General features: G+C 72.8%; 3 protein-coding genes. All 3 read right to left on the reverse strand.

Features of this window, described 5'->3' with window-relative positions:
- Position 1: 1 nt before the first annotated feature.
- On the reverse strand, positions 2-1,210 hold the full coding sequence (locus tag AB3X52_RS14600) for an MFS transporter (protein ID WP_367994824.1): 1,209 nt from the start codon (positions 1,208-1,210) through the stop codon (positions 2-4).
- Between the two features lie 80 nt (positions 1,211-1,290).
- A complete protein-coding gene (gene cax / locus AB3X52_RS14605; RefSeq protein WP_367994825.1) occupies positions 1,291-2,376 on the reverse strand; it encodes a calcium/proton exchanger in 1,086 nt (361 codons plus the stop codon).
- Positions 2,377-2,418: 42 nt separating this feature from the next.
- Positions 2,419-5,964, reverse strand: coding sequence for an ATP-binding cassette domain-containing protein (locus tag AB3X52_RS14610; RefSeq protein ID WP_367994826.1), 3,546 nt, complete (start codon positions 5,962-5,964; stop codon positions 2,419-2,421).
- Positions 5,965-6,115 lie beyond the last annotated feature (151 nt).

A 6,115-nucleotide genomic window follows, 5' to 3' on the forward strand; every position in this document is an offset into this window, starting at 1 on the left:
CTCAGGCGGGGACCGGCGGCCGCCGGTGGACGAGCGCGCTCCACAGCAGGACCAGCGTGCCGCCGACCGCGAGCGCCGCGCCGACGAGCGGGGTGGATCGCTCGCCCCAGGCGTCGAGGGCGAGGCCGCCGAGATAGGCGCCCAGCGCATTGGCGAGGTTGAGGGCGGCGTGGTTCATCGCCGCCCCGAGCGTCACGGCGTTGCCCGCCACGTCCATCAGCCGCAGCTGCAGGTTGACGGTGAGGACCGACGCCATCGACGTCATGACCAGGTTGATCGGCCACAGCCACCAGCCGTGCGGTGCCACGAGCCAGTAGACGAGCAGGACCGCCATCAGGCCGACACCGGAGATGACGAGCGAGCGGAAGACCGACCAGCGCGCCAGCTCGCCGGCGAACCAGGTGCCGAGGACCATGCCGAGTCCGAACGCCAGCACGAACCACGGCACCGCCCCGTCGCCGAGGCCGCCCACGTTGGTCACGATCGGCGCGATGTAGGAGTAGACCGCGAACATCCCGCCGAAGCCGATCGCCCCCGCGGCCATCGTCAGCCAGACCTGCAGGTTGGTGAAGAACTCGCGCGCCTCGCGCCGGCCGGTCGCCTCCCGGTCCGCCGGCACATGCGGCACGAACAGCTGGACCAGGAGCACGGTGAGCACGGCGAGGCCGGCGGCAGCGACGTACGGCGCCCGCCAGCCGAGGTGCTGGCCCATCCAGGTTGCGGCCGGGACACCGACCACGTTCGCGACCGAGAGGCCGATCATCACCATGGCGATCGCGCGGCCCTTGTGGCGCGGCTCGGCCATGCTCGCTGCCACGAGGCTGGCGACCCCGAAGTAGGCACCGTGCGGCAGCCCGTCGAAGAACCGCGCGAGCAGCAGCAGGTGATAGCTCCCGGCCGCCGCGCTCAACAGGTTGAACAGTGCGTAGACGCCCATCAGGGCGAGCAGCAGCCCCTTGCGCGGCAGGCTCGCGACGAAGAACGACAGCAGGGGTACGCCGACGACGACTCCGAGCGCGTAGGCACTGATCAGGTGACCGGCCGTCGACGTGGAGACGTCGATGCCGTCCGCGATCTGCGGCAGGACGCCCATCGTCACGAACTCGGTCGTGCCGATGGCGAACCCACCGACGGCGAGCGCGAGCACCGCCAGCGTGAGGTGGCGGGTCGACGGCTTCGTCGAGGGCGACGTGGGCGGGGCGAGAGTCATCTCCCACGCAACCCGGACGCGCCGACCCGCTATTCCTGCTCGGCCGCCCGTCGTGGCTGTGATCTTCGTCAGCCGGCCGGTCAGCCCCACCAGAAGGACGCCGCGACGACGGCGTACACACCGATGAGGGCGGCCCCCTCGAGCCAGTTGGACTCGCCGTCGACCGTGATGACGACGGCGATCAGGACAGCCAGGAAGACCGCACAGACGAGCATCGGCGAGAAGACCAGCGTCAGCGCGGCGAACCCGAAGACCTGGGAGAGGATCACCAGCGCGGGCGCCAGCACGAGCGCGATCTGGAGCGGGCTGTTGATGATCAGCGAGAAGGCGTAGTCGGACTGGTTCCTGGCCGCGAGCTGCACGCCGACCACGTTCTCGATCGCGTTCCCGGCGATGGCGACGATGACCAGGCCCGCGAACGCGTCGGAGATCCCCCACGCGTCCATCGCCGGCTCGAGCGCGTCGACGAACCAGTCCGAGACGAACGCCGCGGCGAGCCCGGCCACTGCGAGCATCCCGACCGCGAGCGCGACCGGCCAGCGGGGCGGCTCCTCGGAGACCGGCTCGGAGAGGCCGGTGCTGCCCTTCTTGAGTGATGCGGGCAGCGAGAGCGCGAAGAGCAGCAGGAGGACGACGGCGGCGATGTCGGACAGCGCCTTCTCGTGAGAGCCCGCCGGCGTGTGGATCCATGCGGCGAGCGAGGGGAAGACGAGCGCCACGACCGCGACGATCATCATCACCGAGATGCTCCGGGCGCGCGCCGAGTCGATCGCCTGCGAGCCGTGGTGCAGGCCACCGACGACGAAGGCGATCCCCATGACGAGCAGCAGGTTGGCGAGGATCGAGCCGATCAGCGCCGACCGGACCACGCCGACGAGGCCCGCCTTGAGCGCGAAGAGCGAGATGAAGAGCTCCGGCAGGTTCCCGAGCGCGGACTGCAGGACACCGGTCGCTCCCGGCCCGAAGCGGTCGCCCAGCTGCTCCACCGACCGCCCCACCAGCGACGCGAGCAGCGTGACCGCGACACCCGAGAGCAGGAACGGCGCGACATCGCCCCAGCCGACATAGTGGGCCACGGCCGCCAGCACGACCGCGCCGACCCCGCCGCCGAGCACGAGGCAGTCCGACCTGCTGAGCGTCGGCCCCGAGACCGTCGTACCACTCATGGCCGCGACCCTACAGAACGTCGAGTCGCGGGTGGTGGCTCGTCAGCCGGCGAGGTGGCCCCAGGTCGGGGCGAGCCGGGCCCACGGCCCGATGGCGGCGATCTCGCCGTCGACGAGGACGACGACCCGGTCCGCCTGGGCGAGCGCCGCGCGCTTCGCCGTGGCCCCGATGACGGTGGTGTGGCGCTCGCGCAGGGCCCGCCACAGCTCGATCTCGGTGGCGGCGTCGAGCGCGCTGGAGACGTCGTCGGCCAGCAGCAGCTCGGTGTCGGCGGCGAGCGCACGGGCCAGCGCGAGACGCTGCACCTGCCCGCCGGAGAGGCGTACGCCGCGGTGACCGACGACGGCATCGGCCCCACCGGCCTCGGCCACGTCCTCACCCAGCCGGGCATCCGCGATCGGGCGGTCGACGTCGCGGTCATAGCCGAGTCGGACGTTGTCGGCGAAGGTGCCGGACAGGACCCGGGGCACCTGCGCGACGTGGGCGACCTGGCCGGGGCGCAGGAAGACCTGCGCGTCCACGACCTCCCGGTCGTTCCACCGCACCGAGCCGGTGTGGTCGAGCAGGCCGGCCAGCGCGCCCAGCAGGCTCGACTTGCCGGACCCGACCTGTCCGAGCAGCAGCACGAGCTCGCCCCGGTCGACGCTCAGGTCGACGTCCTTCACGCCGAGGGTGCCGTCGTCGTGCACCGCCGTCAGGTCGGTGAGGGTGAGCCGGTCGAGAGGCACGCGCTCGGGCGTGGGCGGCTCCGGCGCGTCGCCGGTCACCAGGTCGACGCCGGCCGGGAGGTCCATCAGGTCCACTCCCCCGGCGAAGCGACTGGTGGCCTTCTGCCACGCCCGCGTCCCCGGCGCCTCCGTGACGACCGACCCGGCGACCCGACCGAACCAGTCGAAGCCGTTGACCGCGTTGGCGACCAGGATCGCCGTTCCGAGCTCCCACGCACCCCACAGATAGAACGTCCAGGCGGCGACGACACCGACCTGCACCATCACCGTGGGCACACCGTCGAGCACCGCTTGGACACGGTGCTCGAACACCGCCGCCTCGACGCGGCCGCTGTCGACCGCCCGCACGTGGGCGTGCACCTGCGGCGTACGGCCGGCCAGCTTGACCGTGCGCGCCGACTCGACGGCCGAGACGAGTGCTCGGCCGAAGCGCGCCCGCGCCGCAGACGACTTCGCGGCAGAGCGACCCGCGATCGGGCGGCCGACGGACGACGCGACGGCGCTCGTCAGCATGACGGCGAGGAGGATCCCGCCGGCGAGCCACGTCCCGCCGAAGACCATGGTCATCAGCGCGATCAGCAGGCCGTTGGTGAAGTCGACCCAGCGGTCGGCGTACCGGGCGAACCGGTCGGCGTCCATCGAGCGCGCCACGACCTCGCCCGGCGGTGTCCGCGGCAGCCGATGGGCCTTGGTCTGGCCGACGAGCACCGCCATCCGCACGCGCAGCATCACCTCGATCCACCAGCGCGGATAGCGCCGGAAGGCGTCGGCGAGCAGGAACGGCGCGGACACGAGCAGGGCGGCGAGTACGACGGTCAGCACGGTCGGGGTCCCGCCGTCGGCCAGTCGTTGGACGATCCGACCCCAGATGAAGCCGGTCACCGCACCGAGCGGCGCGAACACGCTGCCGGCGAGGAAGAGCACGATCGACCACAGGCCCCACCACGGTCGGATCAGCAGGGCGTGCCAGGTGCCGCGCGCCAGGGAGGGTCCGGTGCCGATCCGGGCGCGCGACGGCGGCGTCCCGACGCGTCGGCGGCCACCGACGCCGACCTCCTGCCCGACGCCGGCCGCGGGTGGGGCCGGCTCGTCGCGGGCATCACCGCCGGCGTCGGCGAAGGCGTCGGTGGCGCTCGCCTCCAGGAGCCGACGGAACGGGCCGTCGACGCGCGCCAATCGGTCCCGCATCCCCTGCTGGATGACGCGGCCGTGGTCGAGCACGGCCACCATCTCGGCACGCTCGATGGTGCTCAACCGGTGGGCCACGAGCACACCGGTCCGGCCCCGCAGGAGGCGGTCGGAGGCCGCGACGACCCGCGCCTCGGTGACGGGGTCCATGCGGGCCGTCGCCTCGTCGAGGACGACGACCTGGACGTCGCGGACCAGCAGCCGAGCGAAGGCGACCAGCTGCTCCTCCCCGGCCGACAGCGTCGTCCCCCCGGGGCCGAGGAGCGTGTCGAGGCCGTCGGGGAGCCCCGCCACCCAGTCGGTGAGCCCGAGCTCGGCGACCGCGGCGACGATCTCGTGGCGCGGGATGTCGGCGAAGAGCGCGATGTTGTCGGCGAGCGTGCCGGCGAGGATCTCCGTGCGCTGCGTGACCACGCCGACCCGGGCGCGGAGCTCGTGGAGGTCGAGGGTGGTGATGTCGACGCCGCCGAGGAAGACCGTCCCGGGCGGCGGCTCGACCGCGCGGGAGAGCAGCGAGGCCAGCGTCGACTTGCCGGAGCCCGTGCGTCCGACGAGCGCCACCGTGTGCCCGGCCTCGACGTCGAGGTCGACGTCGCGGAGCGCGAAGCTGCCTTCGGCGTAGGCGAAGTCCAGACGCCGGAGGCTGAGGTCGAGCGTTCCGGTCGGCACCGGCGCACCGCCGGTCGGCTCGGCGGGGACGCTGAGCATCTGGCGGAGCCGGATGACCGCGCCGACGCCGGCCTGGATGTCAGGCAGCTGGTGGGCGAGGTTGTTGATCTGGCCGACGAAGCTGGTGGTGACCAGGAAGAGCGTGATGAGGCGGGCGACCGAGAGGTGGTCGGAGCTGACGAGCGCGACCCCCGCGACGGCGACGCCGATCAGCAGGCCGTGGAGCAGCAGCCCGGCACGGATCGCGAGGCGCGCCTCGACCTTGACCACGCGGAAGAAGCGGTCGTGGACCGCGGCGGAGAGCTGGGCGAGCCGTCTGATGGCGAAGGCCTGTCCGAGGCTGGTGCGGAGGTCGTCGCGCCCGGCCACGCCTTCCTCGAGCGCCGCGGCGTGGTCGGTCCACGCCATCTCCTCGACGACCTTGCGGCGGGCGATCTCGGCGAGCATCGGCCGCATCACCCAGACCGTGAGCGACCCGACCAGCGGGAAGAGCAGGAACGCCGGCCACCAGGTCACGCCCGCGACGATCCACATCGGCAGCAGCGCGAACAGCGTCAGCAGCACGCGCCACAGCTGCTGGCGCATGAGCGTGCCGACCTCGTGGGTGTCGTCGTCGACCCGGTCGAGGATCTCGCCGACCGCCTGCTCGGTGAGGTCGGCGAGCGGCTGGTGGAGGGCGGCGTCGAGCACGTCGCCACGGAGCCTGCCCTCGGCCCGGTCGACGACGCCCGCCCACGCCACGAGGCCTCCGGTGTAGAGCACCGCTCCCCCGACGACGCAGAGCGCCAGCAGCACGACGAGGTGGGCGCTCGGGTGCTCGGCAAGACGTCCGGCGACGACCGTGCCGAGCGACTGGCCCAACGCCGTGAGCGCGAGCGCGGTCAGCGCCGCGGCCGCGACCGGGTGGCGCATCCGCCGCCAGTCGACTCGCCGGGAGGGGTCCGGCGGCGGCTGCGCGGTGTCACGGGAGTCGGTCGTGACGGGGTCAACGGTCTGGGTCATCGCACCCTGAACCCTAGGCGTGGAGGCCGACACTTCTCGCCTGGTTTTCCGGCGACGGCGCTCGCCGCACACGCCCCCGGAACGGCGAGTCGGCGCGTGTACAACGACATGCTCAGCGCGCATGCGCCGTACGCCGACTACCCGCCGGTCC

Origin of the sequence: Nocardioides eburneus, from assembly GCF_040838215.1 — a bacterium.
Classification (GTDB): Bacteria; Actinomycetota; Actinomycetes; order Propionibacteriales; family Nocardioidaceae; genus Nocardioides; species Nocardioides eburneus.

Coding starts and splice junctions, on each gene's coding strand:
- cax (WP_367994825.1), bottom strand. CDS start 2,376: ATGAGTGGTACGACGGTCTCGGGGCCGACGCTCAGCAGGTCGGACTGC.
- AB3X52_RS14600 (WP_367994824.1), bottom strand. CDS start 1,210: ATGACTCTCGCCCCGCCCACGTCGCCCTCGACGAAGCCGTCGACCCGC.
- AB3X52_RS14610 (WP_367994826.1), bottom strand. CDS start 5,964: ATGACCCAGACCGTTGACCCCGTCACGACCGACTCCCGTGACACCGCG.